At 45.6% G+C, this 18,403-nt stretch carries 14 protein-coding genes and 1 rRNA gene; 6 read left to right on the top strand and 9 right to left on the bottom strand.

What is annotated here, in order from left to right; genetic code table 11:
• Positions 1 to 8: 8 nt before the first annotated feature.
• The 4 genes from dauA (at position 9) to L5L77_RS18610 (ending at position 5,052) form a co-directional block, all read left to right on the top strand.
• Positions 9 to 1,772, top strand: coding sequence for a C4-dicarboxylic acid transporter DauA (dauA, locus tag L5L77_RS18625; protein ID WP_173496303.1), 1,764 nt, complete (start codon positions 9 to 11; stop codon positions 1,770 to 1,772).
• A 268-nt stretch (positions 1,773 to 2,040) separates the two neighbouring features.
• The gene (gene purE / locus L5L77_RS18620) at positions 2,041 to 2,532 is read left to right on the top strand and encodes a 5-(carboxyamino)imidazole ribonucleotide mutase (protein ID WP_028760937.1); all 492 of its coding nucleotides are present in this window, start codon (positions 2,041 to 2,043) and stop codon (positions 2,530 to 2,532) included.
• Positions 2,532 to 3,635 (top strand): 5-(carboxyamino)imidazole ribonucleotide synthase, encoded by a 1,104-nt coding sequence (gene purK, locus L5L77_RS18615; RefSeq protein ID WP_263223319.1) that lies wholly within the window; start codon positions 2,532 to 2,534, stop codon positions 3,633 to 3,635. Before purE ends, purK begins: the two co-directional genes overlap by 1 nt.
• A 163-nt stretch (positions 3,636 to 3,798) precedes the next feature.
• Positions 3,799 to 5,052 (top strand): sensor domain-containing diguanylate cyclase, encoded by a 1,254-nt coding sequence (locus L5L77_RS18610; protein WP_106649726.1) that lies wholly within the window; start codon positions 3,799 to 3,801, stop codon positions 5,050 to 5,052.
• A 206-nt stretch (positions 5,053 to 5,258) separates the two neighbouring features.
• Here L5L77_RS18610 and L5L77_RS18605 read toward each other — a convergent pair whose 3' ends face one another.
• The 5 genes from L5L77_RS18605 to L5L77_RS18585 form a co-directional block, all read right to left on the bottom strand.
• The gene (locus L5L77_RS18605; protein WP_302479695.1) at positions 5,259 to 5,876 is read right to left on the bottom strand and encodes a hypothetical protein; all 618 of its coding nucleotides are present in this window, start codon (positions 5,874 to 5,876) and stop codon (positions 5,259 to 5,261) included.
• A gap of 154 nt (positions 5,877 to 6,030) precedes the next feature.
• Positions 6,031 to 6,495: a hypothetical protein gene (locus L5L77_RS18600; protein ID WP_263185987.1), complete on the bottom strand. Its 465-nt coding sequence runs from the start codon at positions 6,493 to 6,495 to the stop codon at positions 6,031 to 6,033.
• Entirely contained in the window at positions 6,492 to 8,141 is a 1,650-nt protein-coding gene (gene gshA, locus L5L77_RS18595) for a glutamate--cysteine ligase (RefSeq protein WP_263223318.1), read from the bottom strand. The genes L5L77_RS18600 and gshA overlap by 4 nt, the downstream gene beginning before the upstream one ends.
• Positions 8,142 to 8,326: 185 nt before the next feature.
• Positions 8,327 to 11,179 carry a M16 family metallopeptidase gene (locus L5L77_RS18590; protein WP_263223317.1) on the bottom strand — a complete coding sequence of 951 codons (2,853 nt, stop codon included), beginning with the start codon at positions 11,177 to 11,179 and terminating at the stop codon, positions 8,327 to 8,329.
• A 181-nt stretch (positions 11,180 to 11,360) separates the two neighbouring features.
• A complete protein-coding gene (locus L5L77_RS18585; RefSeq protein WP_263174626.1) occupies positions 11,361 to 11,786 on the bottom strand; it encodes a YqaA family protein in 426 nt (141 codons plus the stop codon).
• Positions 11,787 to 12,077: 291 nt separating this feature from the next.
• Here L5L77_RS18585 and L5L77_RS18580 point away from each other — a divergent pair, with 291 nt between their 5' ends.
• Both L5L77_RS18580 and L5L77_RS18575 read left to right on the top strand, forming a co-directional pair.
• Positions 12,078 to 13,331 (top strand): dicarboxylate/amino acid:cation symporter, encoded by a 1,254-nt coding sequence (locus tag L5L77_RS18580; protein WP_263223316.1) that lies wholly within the window; start codon positions 12,078 to 12,080, stop codon positions 13,329 to 13,331.
• A gap of 232 nt (positions 13,332 to 13,563) precedes the next feature.
• Positions 13,564 to 13,731: a hypothetical protein gene (locus tag L5L77_RS18575; protein WP_168823570.1), complete on the top strand. Its 168-nt coding sequence runs from the start codon at positions 13,564 to 13,566 to the stop codon at positions 13,729 to 13,731.
• Positions 13,732 to 13,897: 166 nt separating this feature from the next.
• On the opposite strand, the gene L5L77_RS18570 is transcribed toward L5L77_RS18575, so the two are convergent.
• The 4 genes from L5L77_RS18570 to rrf all read right to left on the bottom strand — a co-directional run bounded on the left by L5L77_RS18570 (position 13,898) and on the right by rrf (position 18,270).
• Positions 13,898 to 15,028 (bottom strand): sodium ion-translocating decarboxylase subunit beta, encoded by a 1,131-nt coding sequence (locus L5L77_RS18570; protein ID WP_263191560.1) that lies wholly within the window; start codon positions 15,026 to 15,028, stop codon positions 13,898 to 13,900.
• 8 nt (positions 15,029 to 15,036) lie between these two features.
• Positions 15,037 to 16,863: a sodium-extruding oxaloacetate decarboxylase subunit alpha gene (gene oadA, locus L5L77_RS18565; protein WP_263185981.1), complete on the bottom strand. Its 1,827-nt coding sequence runs from the start codon at positions 16,861 to 16,863 to the stop codon at positions 15,037 to 15,039.
• Positions 16,864 to 16,874: 11 nt separating this feature from the next.
• Positions 16,875 to 17,141, bottom strand: a complete 267-nt coding sequence (locus L5L77_RS18560) for an OadG family transporter subunit (RefSeq protein ID WP_168823576.1) — start codon at positions 17,139 to 17,141, stop codon at positions 16,875 to 16,877.
• A gap of 1,013 nt (positions 17,142 to 18,154) precedes the next feature.
• Positions 18,155 to 18,270 (bottom strand): 5S ribosomal RNA (gene rrf / locus L5L77_RS18555).
• Between the last annotated feature and the right edge of the window lie 133 nt (positions 18,271 to 18,403).

Below are 18,403 nucleotides of genomic sequence, written 5' to 3'. Positions count from 1 at the left end.
ACCCACTCGTGTCACACTCAGCTCATTTGTTTTCCCTAAGAATCGCCCACGCACTCACAGAAGCTTGCGTGAAGGATAAGTATTCGTTTAAACGTTTTGGGCAAGATCTTCTTGCAGGTCTCACTGTCGGCATTATTGCCATACCGTTAGCAATGGCATTAGCCATTGCCAGTGGAGTTGCACCTCAATACGGTTTATACACTGCGATTGTCGGCGGTTTTATTATCGCCATATCTGGCGGCTCACGTTATAGCGTGTCAGGCCCGACAGCGGCATTCGTAGTATTGCTCTATCCGATAGCCCAACAGTTTGGTTTAGCAGGATTATTAATCGCGACTGTGATGTCCGGAATGATACTCGTCGGCATGGCAATGCTGCGACTTGGCCGATTAATTTTGTATATCCCTGAATCCGTCACCTTAGGCTTTACCGCGGGGATAGGTGTCGTCATCGCTACCTTGCAGCTCAAAGATTTTTTCGGACTCGAGATAGCCCAGATGCCAGAGCAATATCTGGCTAAGTTGATGACATTAGCTCAAGCGCTACCCTCGGTGCATTTACCTAGCCTACTGGTAGCATCCGCGACCTTAGCGACTATGCTACTTTGGCCAAAACTCAAAACACCCGTGCCAGCACACCTTCCGGCAATCATACTCGGCACTATGTTCGCCTTGGTTCTCAATGCCATGGGTGCAGATATAGAAACCATAGGAACCCGTTTTCACTATCAACTGAGTGATGGCACCACAGGCATGGGAATTCCTGCCGTATTACCCAGTTTCGAATGGCCTTGGCTGCAAGCTGGCGCGAATGGCCAAGCGTTTCAGTTTAATCTCGCGACCTTTCAAGCCTTATTACCTGCCGCCTTTGCCATTGCCATGTTAGGCGCAATTGAATCGCTACTTTGTGCAGTGGTGCTCGATGGCATGACAGGTAAACGCCACAGTGCCAACAGTGAATTACTAGGGCAAGGTATAGGTAATATCATCACGCCGTTTTTTGGTGGTATTCCGGCCACTGCAGCAATTGCCCGTAGCGCGGCAAACGTCAAAGCGGGCGCTCAGAGCCCGATAGCGGCCATGATCCACGCCATAGTAGTCTTAATTGGTTTAGTCGCCTTAGCGGGCGTATTAGCTTATTTGCCCATGTCAGCCATGGCAGCCCTGCTACTTGTTGTGGCTTGGAACATGAGTGAAGCCCACAAAGCGCTGCATTTAATTAAAACTGCGCCCACCAGCGATATCATGGTTTTTGTCAGTTGCTTTTCATTAACGGTTATTTTCGACATGGTGATAGCCATCAGTGTGGGAATTATCCTTGCTGCCTTGCTGTTTATGAAAGAAATTGCCGAAATGACAAAGCTTTACGATATCAGCACCAACAAGCGTTATGTGGATCAAGAGCTACCTGCCGATTGGGCTGTCCTTAAAATTAACGGGCCGCTATTCTTCGCTGCTGCTGACCGCATTTTCTCCGAAATCGCGAGTCTCACTGAAGATAAACAAGTGATAGTGCTTTATCTCGATGGAGTATCTATTCTGGATGCGGGAGGATTAGCCGCACTGACGAAGCTGATTGAAAAATGCAAAGCGAATAAGACTAAGCTCATTATCGCCGATCTGCAGTTCCAGCCCATCCGAACACTGGCGAGAGCGAAGATCCAGCCAATTGAAGGTGTATTGAAGTTTTACTCGACCCTACGTGAGGCAATGACAGAAGCGCCAGTTATCACTCAGCAAACTGAAATCACTGCGGATAAGCAGACACAGTAAACCAGTAGCACGATCTCAGGGATTAATGTTGCTGACTTATCTCAAAGGCCAACCTCAGTGTTGGTCTTTTTTATTGCTCCATCACCTCACCTATTCATCGCCGCGAAAGACGTTTTTTCACACGCAAAAACGGGCAGAAATCGCTAGGATCATGGTATTATTCAGCGCCATGATGCTAGCTACCGATGACGGCTAGACAAGCATCAACTGTACCTAGACCTGAAACAAGGTCAAAATATAATTAAAATTAGTGAGTTAAGGAGTTATCATGCAAGCCCTTGTTGCTGTTGTTATGGGTTCTAAAAGTGATTGGCCCACGATGGAAGCCGCCGCTGAGATAATGGATAAACTGCAAGTGCCTTATCATGTTGAAGTGGTTTCCGCCCATAGAACGCCAGATAAACTCATGGAGTTTGCAGCCTCTGCCGCCGAACGTGGTTTTAAAATCATCATTGGTGGCGCCGGTGGTGCAGCGCACTTACCCGGTATGATTGCCTCTAAAACTCGCTTACCCGTATTAGGTGTACCAGTCCAAAGTAAAGCCCTGTCAGGTATGGATAGCTTATTGTCTATCGTTCAAATGCCAAAAGGCATCGCCGTCGGCACCTTAGCCATAGGTACAGCGGGCGCATTCAATGCGGGATTATTGGCCTGCCAAATCCTTGCGAATAACGATGCAGAATTAGCGGCTCGTGTTGACGCTTTCAGAGAAGAACAGACCCGTGCGGTACTGGACAATCCAGACCCGAGGGAAGTCTAATGACCCAGACAAACACTAAACCTAAGGTTTGGGTATTAGGTAATGGTCAGCTGGGCGCCATGTTGACCCACGCTGGTGAGCCATTAGCGATTGAAGTTAACGCCGTCGATATCATGACGCCTACGGATGACATTCTACCACTCGCGCCCCACGACATTATTACCGCCGAGCGCGAACAGTGGCCAGAGTCCGCCCTGAGTTTACAACTCAGCTCACACCCCCATTTTGTTAATGGTCCGGTATTTAGCCGTTTAGCCGACCGTTTTAGCCAAAAAAGTCTACTCGACCAGCTCAGTGTTCCCACAGCGCCTTGGACCTTAGTTGACGATAACACCCAAGTCGATACCCTGTATCAGCACTATGGCCCAAGAGTATTGATGAAACGCCGTACCGGTGGTTATGACGGTAAGGGTCAACATTGGCTTAAACAAGCCGAAGCGGAGGATATTCCAAACGATTGGCGTAACCTTGCAATTGCTGAGCAAGCGATTAATTTTGATGAAGAAGTATCATTAGTTGGCGTACGTACTCGCGAAGGCGAATGCGTGTTTTATCCGCTGACGCTGAACTTACATCAAGATGGCATTTTAATGGCGTCGATTTCGCCACTGGCACGCTTAAGCCCTTTGCAAGCCCAAGCCGAAGCTATGCTCAGCGCCATTATGCACGAGCTTGAATACGTTGGCGTGATGGCGATGGAATGCTTCCGTGTTGGCGATGAGTTATTAGTGAATGAACTGGCACCGCGAGTGCACAACTCTGGCCATTGGACCCAAGCCGGAACACATATGGATCAATTCCAGCTGCATCTTAGAGCACTTTGCGGAATTACGATCCCACAGCCACAAGTGAATTTTCAGTGTGTTATGGTCAACCTTATCGGTATCGATAATGACCTTCGCTGGTTAAGTTTGCCCAATGCTGAGTTGTACTGGTACAACAAAGAAGTTCGCCCGGGTCGTAAAGTCGGACATTTAAACCTATCAGTGCCAAATCAAACTGTGCTCAACCAGAGCATAGCCGCACTGCAAACTTGGATGCCAATCCAATACCAAGCACCATTAGCTTGGATATTGGCCGAATACGCAGAAAATTCGCGTTAATTCAGTATTTAGTACCAAAATCACTGATATGAAATTGTTCACAGTTTCATATCAGTTTATATTTCAATTTTCGTTATATACTTAACTGAACTCAGTGTGAATACGTTAGTGATGTATAGCATTCAATGATTACTAGCAATGACACAGATAAAGGAATAGTCGAGTGAAATTAAGGGATAATTTCAAACGTAAGACCATAGATCGCTTAGATTATCGCTATCATCTGCTACTGCTTATAGTGCCGATATGTCTATTCATCCTGCTGTTTATCTTTAATGCACCCACAGAAAATTGGACTATCCTGCCCTTACTGTTTGTTTGCATCATTTATATTTTTGCCTACAGCCTAATTTACTATTTGCATCAGGGTCGTTTAACTCGACTATGGCAGCATTTAGAGCAAGTCGTCACCATCAACGATGCCATCTATGAACTCGCCCATCTCTCGAGCCATTATAAAAATGAGCATGCCTTTCTGGACGCCTTACTCAATAAAGCCGTGTACGTGATTAATGGTGCCGAAATGGGCAGTATCATTAAAATCAACGAGGTGAATAATAAACTGTATTTTGAATCTGTCGTGGGGCTCGATTTAGCAAAACTCAGACAACTGGATTTTACCTTAGAGCAAACTTTTGAATATCGACTCACTGAAGGGAGATGCGATCAAGTAGTGGTCATCAATGATATGAAGAATATCAATGCGGCTAGCACTTTAACGGAAGATGATCAAAAAGTGTTACTCTCAGTGTCGAAGCAGCCGATACGCTCAACCCTGTCTAGCCCTATTCGCATTGATGGTAAACTGTATGCAATGCTCAATCTCGATAGCAGTAGCCTTGGCGCCTTTAGCGATTACGACCGCAATCTTGTCTCTATCCTAACTCACGAAGCTAGCAATGCCATTGCGCTCTATCAGAAGTCACTGCAGATCACTAAACTCGCCAATTTTGATCCATTAACAGGACTTTATAATCGAAAGAATTTTGAAGATGAACTGCACCACTGGCAGCACAAGCCTCACTTAGGCAGTTTTTTAATTATTATCGATATGGACAATCTCAAGTCCATTAATGATGCCTATGGGCACCAGATGGGTGATGTTGCCATCAAGCGAACAGCCACCGCCATGCTCACCTATTGGCAAAATAAAGGCATTATTTCCCGTTTTGGTGGCGATGAGTTTGTCGCTTTATGCCATGGGCCGTTAGCTCAAATTGAACAGGACTTAGATGATATGCGCAAAACCTTGAATCAAGGTTCAGAGCTTAGCCTAGGTTTTAGTTTTGGTATTGCCCCCTTCGAAGCCGATTGGTATCAATCCTTTAAGACTGCAGATCATGCCATGTATGAGCAAAAACGTGCGAAGAAAAAAGCCATTCAGGCATTAGAAACCTTCGCAGTGAAAGCGCAATAAATCAATTGAAGTCAGGTGCTACAGCCGATGTCAAAAGGCTAATATCAACAATCAGTAAGCGTCGGAGTTGAATGTCTGAGTTTAAGATTTGAGTTTACTATCTCGATTAGCTATCTCAATTAGCTATCTCGATTAAATATCTAAATTGAACACCGACAGTCAGCCATTATCACTTAAGTGGCTGACAATGATATAAAAACGTAACCCTAACCAAAAAATAAACGCCACAGCCAAGATGAATCTAAATCTTCTTGGCAGGTTTTATATTGAGCCGCGTAGCGTTTCGACCTTTCATCCACCTTATTCGCCACTTTCACTAACCACGCCTTAGATTTATAACTGCCACGGCGATAACCGCCCCAGCCTTCGTGATAATTAAGATACTGCGCCCGCGCATCCCATTTAGATACGCCATTTATCTTATGGGTTTTGCTAATAAACCAGCCCATAAAATCCAAGGCATCATCGAAATCACTGCGGCTCGACCAACTGTTTCCCGTCTCACGCACATAATCATCCCACGTCATGGTCTTAGCCTGCGCGTAACCATAGGCATCGCTGGCACGGCCAATTGGAATAAAACCTAAAAAGTATTCCATCGGTGGCGCGGCATTGTGCTTGAATGAGCTTTCTTGATACATCATAGCTAACGGCACATGCACTGGCACACCCCATTTATCACGGACATCTTTAGCGGCATCGTACCAATCTCGGTGTTCTTGAAATATCTCACACAAATTTTCGGGAGACTTAGGCGGAGATGTCGCGCAACCTGACAAGATGCCGAGACTTGCGCAGAGTAAGATAGCGGAGGACTTATTCATTAATATCATGTTCTTTGGAGAGTTAGCTCGCGCCATGATGTCATAGACTCAGGCTGAGGCAAGCATAAAAAGCCTTTTTTGCGCTTAGAAGATCTCAGCGCTAGGGGCTAAATCAATATGACTTAAATCGAATGCTGCTGGCTTAACACTTTGGCTATTTCGTTTCGGGACTCAGCTCAAACTGACACTCATGATCTTCTTGCTGCCACACGCCGGGTTCCCAATACGCAGTGTCTTTACCCATATAGCGCTTATCGGTGTGAAATAACGCACCGATATGATAACGCTGATGACTTTCGACATTGAGCTTGAATACTTTGGGTGTCCGCGCGGCAAGCGTAACTGACAAACTTGGATCATCAATCAGTTCCGCAACGGTAAATTCATATTCGCCAGGCGCTAACTGATAATTAGGCTTAGAAACGACTGCCTGCCCGTTTAAATGGGTCACCACCACCCGATACCAGTGAGTACTGGTATCGGGCTGCAAATAACCCGACACAGTACCACAGCCCAGTGGGTCTTCAGGTGACGCGGCGCAGCCAGATAACAAGGCACTGAACCCAATCAAAGCTGCGCGGGCACGTAGGCCAGTGAAAGAGAATAACCCCTCTTTCACAACTTCACTCCAAAGTAATCTTCCAGATAATCATCGAATGAAACTGCACTCTGCGCCGCCTCTAGTTCAGCTTGCTTGTTAAGCGAACTGGATGCTTCAGCTTGATACTGCGCTATGGTCTCACTCGACAAGGGATAATCGATAAAGTATTGATAGTATTGCTGCGCTAACGTCATTACCCACTGACCATGATCTTGGCCCTTGTTGATCACGTTTTGCAGTACTTGTCCCGACAGGGTTAAATTCGGATCTTCAGCCGCTTTACGCCAATGGGCCAAAGCCACTTGATAATCCGTCCCCTCACCATCGAGCAATACTGCCAAAGGTTGCAAAGCATCAAACAACTCTTCTAACCAAGATTTAAGCGAACGTGAACCGTCTGCGGTTAATAACTCAAGCCCAGGTTTACGGCCTTCAAGCACCACAGCTCTAAGATTCGCGCTTAATCTCGCCTCTTCGCTCGCCTCAGACTTAGGCGACTGCGTTAATAAACAATAGAGTAGGAATAAATCGAGGAAACGTACTTGTGTCGACTCAATGCCAACTGGGCTAAATGGATTAACATCCAACGCTCTCACTTCAATGTATTCCACCCCCGCACGGGCCAAAGCTTCAGACGGTTTCTCGCCACTACGTGTGACCCGTTTCGCACGGATTGGCGAGTAGAACTCGTTTTCAATCTGCAATACATTGGCATTAAGTTGACGATACTCACCATCGACTTTAACGCCGATATTAGCAAAGTTTGCTGAAGGCATTTTAGTGGCAGCATTCACGCCAGCCAGATACTCAGGCAAAGAGTTATAGCTGATATTTAGATCTTCTTGCTCTTTGTTGGTGTAGCCTAAATCACTCATACGCAACGAAGTGGCATAGGGCAGATACAAAGTACCGTGGCCCGTTTTTTCAAACTTGAGGTCGGTTTTTTGATCTTTAATAAAGGAGCTACATAACGCTGGCGAGGCACCAAATAAATAAGGTAGTACCCACACTAAACGGCGATAGTTACGGATCAAGCCGAAATAGGATTCTGAAATAAAATCATCGTAAGTTAACTCTTTATCACTTAACTCATACAGGCTTTGCCATAATTCTTGCGATACCGAAAAGTTAAAGTGCACCCCAGAGATGATCTGCATCAGGGCGCCATAACGATAGGTTAACCCCTTACGATACAAGGTTTTCATCATGCCAGTATTCGATGAGCCATAGCGGGCAACGGGGATCTGTTGCTCATCTTTCACATAGCAAGGCATGCTCACGGGCCACAAACGCTGACCATTTAAGTGGCGCACGCTGAAAGCATGAGTCTCCGTTAACCCAGTGAGAAGTTGCTCAACATTGTGATTTACTGGCGTAATAAACTCGAGCAAGGCTTCACTGTAATCCGTCGTAATACGCGAATGCATTAACGCCGAACCTAAGGCTTCGGGATGCGAGTCTGTAGCGAGATAACCAAACTCATCAATCCGCAACGCCTCACGTTCTATGCCACGTAACATACCCAAGAGTGCGGTGCGCCCATTGGCGTCCGAGAGATGTTGTACTAATTCATTGAATGACTTCAATTTGCGCTTCTCTAATTGGTGATTCGCTATCGCGACAAGGTTAACAGTCAGACCTTTATTTTGAGGCTTATCTTGCAAAATATGCCTCAAAATAAATCTAAACCTGTCTGTGGGGCAAGCCAAATTCACACCTTGTATGATTAAAAGCAGACGGTGACAGCTAATGCTGTCACCGTCTTTCGATGTAAATCCGGTAAATATAGGGCAAATAGTCGTTAACTAATGCACCCATCTATCTACCTATATAAGGGCGAAATACTAATTTACAATACTAAAGTTTCAATTGGATAGCCCAATACCGCTAAATCCGCTTCAATTGTCGCTTTATCTCCCACCACCAGAATCACCATTTTATTGATATCTAGCTCGGAAGCCGCGAGGGCATTGAGTTCATCTTTTGTTACAGTATTAATGATCTTGTCCTGTTGAGTCGTAAAATCTTGACTCAATTGGTAACGTTGGATCATCCGCATAAAGCCCGCTTTTTGATACGGTGTTTCATAATCAAGAGCTTGCCCTTGAGAGACTGAATTACGCATAAAGGCAAGTTCAGTATCCGTCATGCCCTGCTGCTGATAAGCACTGATTTCTTTTACAAACTCAATGAGTGCTTTCGCCGTCACGTCACTGCGAACGTTACTTGATGCGACAAAATCGCCCACTTCAGCACCGCCTGTAAAACGAGTGCGAGCACCATAGGTATAACCTTTATCCTCACGTAAATTTAGGTTGATACGGCTATTGAATGCGCCGCCTAACGGATAATTCATCAGATAAGATTTAAAATAATCGCCTGTGGCATCGTAGGGTAATGCGCGCTTGGCAATATTGATTACCGATTGCGCCGCACCAGGTTTATCAATCACATAAATTGTGCCGCCTTTTAATGCAGGGAGTGGCTTAAGTGGCGGTACCACAGCTGCTTCTCCTTTCCACTGGTTTAATCCCGCTAATTTAGGCAGCAATGCAGATTCAGATAAATTAGCAACAGTGACAATTTTAGCGTTGCCGCCTTGATACTGCTGGGCATAAAACGCTTTTACATCGGCTAACGTAAGCGCCGCGACAGAATCGAGCGTGCCGAGATCATTCACACCTAACGCATTGTCTTTACCGTATAACAAAGACGACAACGCCGTATCAGCCAGATAGCTAGGATCGGACTGCATATGCTGGATCTGTTGTAATTGCTGCTGTTTCACTCGCGCAAAGTCAGCTTCGCTAAACGCTGGCTGAAACAGCTTTTCTTCCATAATCGCCAGCGTCTCATCTAAATGTGCTGTCAGAGCCGATACTTTGATCGAACTTTGATATTCAGACGCACTAAAATCGACACTACTACCTAGCATTTCTAAGGCTTGTGATAGTCCTTCACTGCTGCGCTTCTGACTCGATTCATTAAGCATTTCCGCAGTCAGCGTTGCTAAGCCTGCTTTTTCGACGGGTATGAGTCTGTGGCCACCATTGAGATAAACAATTAACTCAACTGTTGGTGTTTCAGTACTTTGAGTGCCCATGACTTCGATGCCATTGGCTAAGGTTTTTGTCCAAATTTTAGGTACTTTGAGCATAGGTGCAACGCCAGATGCAGGCATCTTAGTCCGATCAAAACTTGAAACAAGTTCAGGCTTGGGCAAATCCCCCTCTACCGCAGTGTGTGCAATCGGCAACGTTGCAGGCGTGAAGTTATCCGCATGGGCAATAAGTGACGTCATTCCCTGCGGCACCACACTCATAACCACCATAGGTTTATCTTTAATGTATTGCTTAAACACGCGCATCACATCGTCTTTGGTCACATTGGCATAACGATTCAGATCTGAGGCAATCATGTTCGGATTGCCCGACAGCGTTTGGTTCATCGCTAAGGTCGACACTTTGCCAGAAACACTCTGCAGGCTATAAATGGTATCAGCCTCAAACTGCACTTTGACTTTTTGCAGATCGTCATCGGTAACGCCACGTTGCTCAAACTCCTTAATCGAGTCGAGGATACGTTGCTCCAGATCCGCCAATTTGCCGCCCTTTTCAGGATTGGCTAAAGCATAAATCGACATCTGACACGCAAGCTCTTGACAAGGATGACTCACATTAGCCTGCACGGCATAACCGTCCTTAACCAAGTTTTTATATAATAAGGATGTTTTACCACCACCTAAAATATTGGCCAACAGATCGAGCGCGGCCTCATCTGAATGTCTAGCGTATACAGTTGGAAAACCAATACGGATCAAAGGCAAGTGCACTTGATCTTCCATGGAGATGTAACGTGTCTTGTCTAAGTTAACCAGCGCCTTTTGCTCTAACGAGACTTCAGGACCACGGGGGATTTCACCAAAATATTTATTGACCCAGGCTAAGGTTTGCATTTCATCGAAATCGCCACCTATGGTCAAGGTCGCATTATTAGGGCCATACCAACGTTGGAAAAAGTGTTTAACATCGTCAACCGTGGCGCGATTAAGATCGTCCGGCCAGCCAATTACAGGCCAAGAATAAGGATGACCGACAGGATACATAGCTTGGCTAAAACGCTCACTCATGCGGCCATAGGGCTGATTATCGATACGTTGTGCACGCTCGTTTTTGACGGTTTCGCGCTGCACTTCGAATTTTTCACTAGTGAGTGCGGGCAACAAAAAGCCCATACGGTCCGACTCAAGCCACAACATTTTTTCTAATTGATTGTTGGGTACTGTCTCAAAGTAATTGGTTCTGTCGGTATTGGTCGTGCCATTTAGGGTACCACCGGCTTCAGTAACCACTTCAAAATGCTGTTCATCGGCAACATGCTGCGAGCCTTGGAACATCATGTGTTCAAATAAATGCGCAAATCCCGAACGCCCAGCTAATTCACGGGCAGAGCCCACATGATAAGTGACGTCGACATGCACTAAGGGATCGGAATCATCTTGATGTAAAATAACCGTTAACCCATTGGCTAATTGGTACTTTTTGTAGGGGATCCCTACTTGCGAATCGGCCAATTGCACATTTTCGATAAGTTTAACGCCTGCGGGCAAGTTCACCGTAGTCGTTTCAGATGCACAACCCGCAAGTGCGGCAGAAATTGCAACCGCTAATATCCATTTCTTCAAAACATTCCCCTCATACATCAATGGGCCAAAAATACAGCTTCATAATCATAGTACTGCGTTTAGTCATAGTGCGCTTAAATGATTAAGCATTGGGATTTATGACTCGCAAAATTGACACTAAGTTCCTATCTATACAGTAAATTCAGTCTAAACGGAAAAACACTCCCCGCCCTTGACCATTAAATGCATCCTAGCGCCATCATGCCATCCATTGCAGCACGGCAGCGGCAATAATTAAGTAACGAATTGTTTTACCAATTAAAATCATCACCAAAGAGGGTATTAGCGGTAGCCTCAACCAACCCGCCAATAAACAGAGAATATCGCCGACAACTGGTGCCCATGAGAGTAACAACGCCCATACGCCGTAGCGTTCAATCAAGGCGAGCCCCTTTGCGTGTTTACCTTTCGCTAACGCTTCTGGTGATTTTGCTAGACGGCCTAAGCGGCCTAAATAGAAACTGGTCATCGCGCCCAACGTGTTGCCAATGCTAGCCACCACGACCAGCGCAACCCAAGCCTCTGGAGTTTTGTTTAATAACGCCACGAGTAAGACTTCAGATCCCCCCGGTAACAAAGTCGCCGCTAAAAAAGCGCCGGAGAACATAATGCCTAACTCAGTCATAATGGCTTACTCAATGATAAATCTCTCTTTTTGTATTCAATGCGATAAGGTTTGCCATGGGTTAATTGAATGTTTCACTTAATCTTTTTACAACAAACTCACTTATCACAATAAGTTATAAGAAAAACGGTTTGTTATAACCCTAGCTCTGTCGATACAATGGTTAACTATGGCAGGCAATAACCGTGCGCATGACTGAGAGCGCGTTAACATCACGCTCAACTCGTTAAATACGAATCCTATCATCGCAGGCCTATTGGCTCACTCTTAATTTATTTTTCTGGAATATGCATGATCCTTCAAACCATTAGCCGCATTCCGTTTTGGCAAAAAGTCTTAGCAGGCTTTATCTTAGGTGCGCTCGTTGGCGTTATTTTAGGTGAAAGCGCCACAGTGCTAAAACCATTAGGTGATCTGTTCATTGGGGCCATTAAGATGTTGGTCGCGCCTTTGGTATTTTGTGCCATTGTCGTGAGTATCACATCGCTCAACTCGCAAACCAGTCTGAAACGCCTGAGCTTGAAAACTTTGGGTATGTTCATGCTGACAGGCACAATCGCCTCTCTGATCGGCTTAGCTGTGGGCTCAATGATCGATATGGGTGGCACAATGCAACTCACAACGACTGAAGTGCGCGAGCGTAATATTCCCGGTTTCGCACAAGTGTTGCTCGACATGATCCCTGTCAATCCTTTTGCTTCACTCGCTGAAGGCAATGTACTGCAAATTATCGTGTTTGCCGCGTTAGTGGGTATCGCTATCAATAAAGTTGGCGAGAAGGCTGATCCGCTAAAACGCACCATAGAAGCGGGCGCAGAAGTCATGTTCCAACTGACTCGCATGGTCTTAAAACTCACTCCTATCGGTGTGTTTGGTTTAATGGCATGGGTTGTGGGTGAATATGGTTTATCGACTCTACTGCCTTTAGGTAAGTTTATCGGGGCTATCTACATTGCCGCTTTTATCCACATCATCTTTGTTTACGGTGGCTTAGTGAAATTTGTCGGTGGTTTAAGCCCACTGCAATTTTTCCGCAAAGCTATGCCAGCGCAGTTAGTCGCCTTTAGTACTTCTTCAAGTTTCGGTACTTTACCTGCGAGCACTCGCGCAGTCGAAACCATGGGCGTATCAAAGCGTTATAGTGCCTTTGTGATGCCATTAGGTGCGACCATGAATATGGACGGCTGTGGGGGGATTTACCCTGCGATAGCCGCTATCTTCATCGCTCAAATTTACAATATTCCGCTCGACACACTGGACTATGTGATGATCGCCGTGACTGCGACAGTGGCTTCTGTTGGTACCGCTGGCGTACCAGGAAGTGCGATGGTGATGTTAACTGTCACCTTAGGTGTGATTGGTCTGCCACTTGAAGGCATTGCCTTTATCGCCGCAATTGACCGTATTATCGATATGATCCGCACAGCAACTAACGTGACGGGCGATATGATGACTGCTGTTGTGATTGGTAAATCCGAAAATGAACTCGATGAAGTACAGTTCTATTCGAATGACAATCAAGACATTACACCTGTGAGTTCGTAGCAATAACAATACTGTATAAACAGTATTAAGCTAAATCATCAGTACCATTGACCACAGTAAGAGACCGCTTCGGCGGTCTCTTTTATTATCCTGCAAACAGTCTTTAATCTATTGGCTTTAGAGACCACAATCGACTTCGACAGTCTCTATTAACTGCAAAATAGGTTACTCAAATAAGATCAAGCTGTTAGACTCTAAAACCACTCTAACTCACACTTTAGCAGAACAGACAATGACGAGACTCTTCCTTATCCCGCTGATCCTATGTTTGTTTTGGGCGTTATTTTTAAAAGCCAACAAACTCACACTAAAACAAGGCCGACGAGGTTTTATCTACATTATCGGTATAGGTGGCGGGCTGATTTTAATCCTTATGGCATTACTCTGGTTAACGGCTTAGGTTAATACCAAGGATTCATTTTCTAAATTAGTGACTTAACAAAAAGCCAACTCAATACTGAGTTGGCCTTAGTAATAAAACAGCGTTAACGACTAGAATAAATTCGAAGATAAACCCGCTAAATTTACCCACTCAGTCAAGCCCAATCAGTTAACCCAATCTGTCATCACCCCAGCACGGCAAGTAAAATCCCCGCAGCCACAGCAGAACCTAGCACTCCCGCCACATTGGGTCCCATAGCGTGCATCAACAAGAAGTTATGTTGATTGGCCTCTAATCCAACTTTGTTCACGACTCGCGCTGCCATAGGCACAGCCGACACCCCTGCCGCACCAATCAACGGATTAATCTTACCACCCGACAACTTACACATCAGTTTTGCCATCAATACACCTGCAGCAGTACCAATGCCAAATGCTAAAGCTCCCAATACCAAAATCCCTAAGGTTTCAAGTCGCAGGAATTGGTCGGCTGATAACTTAGAACCGACAGCTAACCCTAAGAAAATCGTAACGATATTGATAAGCTCGTTCTGCGCCGTTTTCGATAATCTATCCACCACGCCCGATTCACGCATCAAGTTACCAAGACAAAACATGCCCACTAGAGGTGTGGCAGCAGGTAAGAAGAGAATCGTTAATCCCAGTACCATCAAAGGGAAAATGATCTTTTCCTTCTTACTGACTTCGCGCAGCTGCTCCATTTTTATTTCGCGCTCGGCTTGAGTTGTCAGTAAACGCATGATCGGCGGTTGAATAATAGGGACTAACGCCATGTAGGAATAGGCCGCGACCGCAATCGCACCTAATAACTCAGGCGCCAGTTTTGAGGCAAGGAAAATCGCCGTTGGTCCATCGGCACCGCCAATAATCGCAATGGCCGCTGCATCCTTCATGGTGAACTCAAATCCCGGCACTAAGTTCAGCGCTATTGCGCCAATCAGTGTCGCAAAAATCCCAAACTGCGCAGCCGCCCCTAATAACAGAGTTTTAGGATTCGCTATCAAGGCACCAAAGTCGGTCAGCGCGCCGACGCCCATAAAGATCAACAGTGGGAACACCCCAGTTTCAATCCCCACATGATAGGCGTAATACAGGATGCCACCTTCTTCGGTAAATCCCGCATGGGGAATGTTCGCCAGCACTGCACCAAAACCAATGGGCAACAATAGCAAAGGCTCAAATCCACGCACTATGGCGAGATACAAGAGCAAAGCGCCCACTGCCATCATCAACACTTGCCCGCCAGTAAAGTGAGCGATACCTGTCTCGGCCCAAAAAGCCATTAAACCTTCCATAATGACTCCTACGCCAAGGCCAGTAATTGGGAACCCACAGACACTGAGTCACCTTCTTTCACCCAGATCTTAGCGATAATACCATCGCCCTGAGCACGAATTTCGGTTTCCATCTTCATCGCCTCAAGGATGATCACGACATCGCCTTCACACACTCTATCGCCAGGAGAAACATGCACTTTGAAGATATTGCCCGACAAAGGCGCGCTCATTTCAAGCCTGATTTCACCATGGCTTGTTGCTGGTGTTGTACTCTCAGTCACAGCTTGCACAGCATGAACACTTTGGCCCTGTGGCTGGATTTGCGAGATCTCACCGCCTGCGGCGACTTCAACTACGTACTCTTGCCCTTCGACAGTTACCGTGTAGGTTTCAGGGCCACGATCCGCAGCATTAGAAGCAGCAAGTACCGAAGTCAGCTCAGGCTTAGGCTCAAAGGCGCTCGGATCGTCACGATTCTTTAAGAACTGCAATCCTATTTGTGGGAAGAGTGCATATGTCAGCACATCATCGTCATGCTCTGAAGATAGGCGAATGCCTTGTTCCTGTGCTTTATCAGCTAACTCAAGCCGTAATTTAGCTAGCTCTGGCGTTAATAAATCAGCAGGGCGACATGTAATGGCTTCGGCTCCTTGTAAGACTCTCGCTTGCAATGCGGCATTGACTGGCGCAGGCGTCGCGCCATATTCGCCCTTAAGCACGCCTTCAGTCTCTTTAGTCAGTGACTTATAACGCTCCCCCATTAGCACATTGATTACCGCCTGCGAGCCGACAATCTGCGATGTCGGTGTCACTAAGGGCAAAAAACCTAAGTCAGCACGCACGCGAGGAATTTCTTCCAAGACCAAGTCCATCTTATCGGCCGCGCCTTGTTCCTTTAGTTGGCTCTCCATATTGGTCAGCATGCCACCAGGCACTTGTGCACGTAAGATCCGCGAATCAATGCCTTTCAGCGCGCCTTCAAACTTAGCGTACTTCTTGCGTACTTCACGGAAATAAGCGGCAATCTCCTCAAGCAATACCATATCGTAACCAGTCGCACGCTCAGTATCTTCCACCATAGCGATAACGGTTTCAGTAGCAGTATGTCCATAGGTTTGACTCATCGACGAAATTGCCGTATCGAGCACATCGATACCCGCTTCAATGGCTTTCTGGTAAGTGGGGGTACTTAATCCTGTCGTCGCATGACAATGCATAGATAACACGAGTTGCGTTTGGGATTTTAGTCGACTGATAAGCTCAAACGCTTCCATAGGCTTAAGTAAGCCCGCCATATCTTTGATACACAAAGAATCACATCCCATATCTTCGAGACGTTTTGCCATATCAACCCAAGTCTCTATGGTATGCACAGGGCTAGTCGTGTATGAGATAGTCCCCTGCGCATGGCCGCCAACTTGGCGCACCGCTTTCACCGCAGTTTCGAGATTACGAACATCATTCATTGCATCGAAAATACGAAATACATCGACGCCATTAGTATGAGCACGCTCAACAAAACGCGTGACTAAATCATCGGCATAATGGCGATAACCTAATAAGTTTTGGCCACGCAGCAGCATTTGTTGCGGCGTATTCGGCATCGCCTTTTTCAACTCACGAATTCTGTCCCAGGGATCTTCACCAAGATAACGAATACAGGCATCAAAAGTCGCCCCACCCCAAGATTCCAACGACCAGAAACCAATCTTATCGAGTAACGGCGCTATAGGTAACATGTCATCAATGCGTAAGCGCGTCGCTAAAATGGATTGATGTGCGTCCCGCAATACGACATCAGTTAAAAATAATGGCTTAGCCACTGCTGTCGTAGAATTAGATACAAAAGTCATACTGCTCCCCATTACTTAATCTGTGAACGATACTGCTTTACCGCTAGTGAAATCGCAGCGACCAAGCTTGGATCTAAAGGTTTAGCATCAGATTCCGCTACCCTCTGCTGACTCTTAGCATGATTTTTAGCAAAACGTGCAGATGCAGCATCGACTGCACACCAACGCGCAACCAAATGAATCCCAAGGATTAGTACACTTAAAAATAAATAAACTAAGCCCATCCCCAAAAACATAATGCCAACTGCATCCAATAAAGATTGTGTTACATCCTCCATAGCTCCCCTACCCCTTCCTCTCTAGATCCCTATCAACAGCGCGATTGCCCCAAAATCATCGCTATCGCATTACAAGTTCAAAATTCATCAAATGAACTGCTCACAAACTATGGTTCTTCCGTAAACAGACACATAGCGACCACCAATCAGAAAAATTGAATAAAAAATCACATTTCAAAGCTAACCAATCACACAACAAGAAAACCAGCTGAACTCAACCTGCTACGAACATAACCAATTGATAACAAAAAAACCATATCAGTGTAAATTGGTCTTACCAATATTAAGTAAATCCACAGACAGCAAGTTATTAATCCTCATAAATCGAGCGATTAATTCAATATTCCATAATGAAACAAGCATAATGTTGGATTTAAGCTGAAGTGATCTCTTAAGCTAAAAAATGATTCCTAAATTGAAAACAACGAGCATAGGAATAAACCAAGTGAAAAAATATGCAAATTTAACAATCCAAGCTACTACCATCTGACTAAGTGGCAAAATAAAAAGGAATATTGTTCTGAAGACATTGTTTGAAGAAGAGGAATGGGTTCAATTCAGCAAATTAAATCATCGGTTTTGACAACTTAAATGCCCCCTAGATACCAACACAGAGCAGTGCCTAACAATACGGTTGGTGTGTGAAACCGCTATCTTAAAAGATAAGCAACAGTGCCACCTGAGCTAGAGCTCAGGCGTTTAGTTATGCGCAGGATTAAGCAATAGGACGAGAACGAAATAGGAAATCCTAGGACCGACAAAGAACTCAGTAATTGAAATGGTTAGTGAGTTGGTGAGTTAGTGAGTTGGTGAGTTAGTGAGTTGGTGAGTTGGTGAGTTGGTGAGTTGGTGAGTTGGTGAGTTGGTGAGTTGGTGAGTTGGTGAGTTGGTGAGTAAAAATAGCGGAGAAACATGCAAGCTGAAAGAAAAACGGACTAATTTCTACAAATTGCAGACGCAAAAAAGCCAGCTTATTTAGCTGGCTTGGTTACATCTCAATGAGATAATTAGGCGCTTGGCGATGACCTACTCTCACATGGGGAGACCCCACACTACCATCGGCGCGTTTGCGTTTCACTTCTGAGTTCGGGATGGGATCAGGTGGTTCCACAAGGCTATTGTCACCAAGCAAATTCTGTTTATTACCGTGTCCATCTCTGGACCACGTTAATAATAATTCGGAAAGCTGATTTGCTTTGTTTGAGTTCACACTTCATCAAGTGTCGATATTCTGTCTAAGGCTGTGTATAAAACCCATCTGG

Source organism: Shewanella sp. SM29, assembly GCF_025654245.1.
Taxonomy (GTDB): Bacteria; Pseudomonadota; Gammaproteobacteria; order Enterobacterales; family Shewanellaceae; genus Shewanella; species Shewanella oncorhynchi.
This window is presented reverse-complemented; position numbering and strand designations above follow the sequence as displayed.